1 protein-coding gene and 1 pseudogene are annotated in these 1,239 nt (G+C 47.9%); both read right to left on the bottom strand.

The features are described 5' to 3' along the window. Nucleotides 1-437, bottom strand: a pseudogene (locus BG32_RS13935) (electron transporter RnfG); the annotation flags it as partial. Next, the coding region (locus BG32_RS13930) for an RnfABCDGE type electron transport complex subunit D (protein ID WP_121527001.1) at nucleotides 430-1,239 on the bottom strand (810 nt) is incomplete at its 5' end. The gene BG32_RS13930 and the pseudogene BG32_RS13935, both read right to left, overlap by 8 nt.

Genomic DNA, 1,239 nt, shown 5'->3' with positions numbered 1-1,239 from the left:
TTGATTCCATTTAACTTGACCCCATCAGGCTCCTTTACAAAGGCTGCCATTGATTTCACGTCGCCTCCGTAACCAACCGCGATACCAATCGCAATGAAGATCTCCGTGCCATCTTCTTTAACGAATTTGTAAGCAGGGCTTTCAACCTTTCCCTGATTGTCCTCGGTCCTGTAGATTATCCCTTCAGAGGGGGAAAATCCTTGGGGAAGCCACTCGAATTTAGCGAGCTCGGTAGCTGTTTGCGGGATGCTTTCTTCGTCAATTAACAACTCACCTGTATCTGAATCCGTAAGAACTTCTCGAATCGCCTTCAGCTTTGCGCCAAGCTCTGCGTTGGCTATAGGTTCTTCAACTATCGTATAGACTACCGATAGAACCAGGGCGGCGATAATCGTAATAACCATCAGAGTAATCCCGGTCTTCAAGTAATCACGCATTGCTCTTCACCTTCTTTGGCTTTCCAAATATCCTGGGTTTTGTACCCATATCGATTAGAGGTACAAAAGCATTCATGACCAGGATCGCAAAAGAAACTCCTTCGGGATAACCGCCAAACAACCTGATTATCATTGTCACTGCGCCACAACCAACTCCAAAGATCACGTGGCCTTTGATCGACATGGGACTTGTCACCATGTCGGTTGCCATAAAAAGAGCCCCCAGCATTAATCCGCCGCCAAAGACGTGATAAAGAGGTGAACCGAAGCCGGGATTAACTCCATTGAAAATTGCGGCCATAATAACGACAGTTCCAATGTATGCAACTGGTATGAAAGGAGAGACTCTCTTTCTGAACAGCAGCCATCCAAAACCAAGGAGTAGGAGCAGAGCGCTGACCTCACCAAGTGATCCTGGAATTGTTCCTAGAAACATCTCCTGCAGAGAAAAGACTCTTGGTCCGCCTTGCTTCAATATCGCCATTGGAGTTGCTGTAGTCTGCATATCGAAAGGACTCAACCACGTAGTCATCTGAACGGGAAAGGATATCAGGAGAAAGACTCTGCCAACTAGGGCGGGATTAAAGAAATTCTTGCCTAGCCCACCAAAGACGGCCTTCGCAATTACGATGGCCACAAAGACACCGATAAGAGCTTGCCACCACTCCACGGCGACAGAGAGATTCAGAGCGAGAAGCAGTCCGGTGACGGAACCGCTGAGATCCGGTTTGAAGTTCTTCTTCCTTCTAATGAACCGCATGACAAAGAAGTCAAGTACCTCGGGGCCGGCTGTACAGACAAC

Origin of the sequence: Mesotoga sp. HF07.pep.5.2.highcov (assembly GCF_003666285.1) — a bacterium.
Classification (GTDB): Bacteria; Thermotogota; Thermotogae; order Petrotogales; family Kosmotogaceae; genus Mesotoga; species Mesotoga prima.
This window is presented reverse-complemented; position numbering and strand designations above follow the sequence as displayed.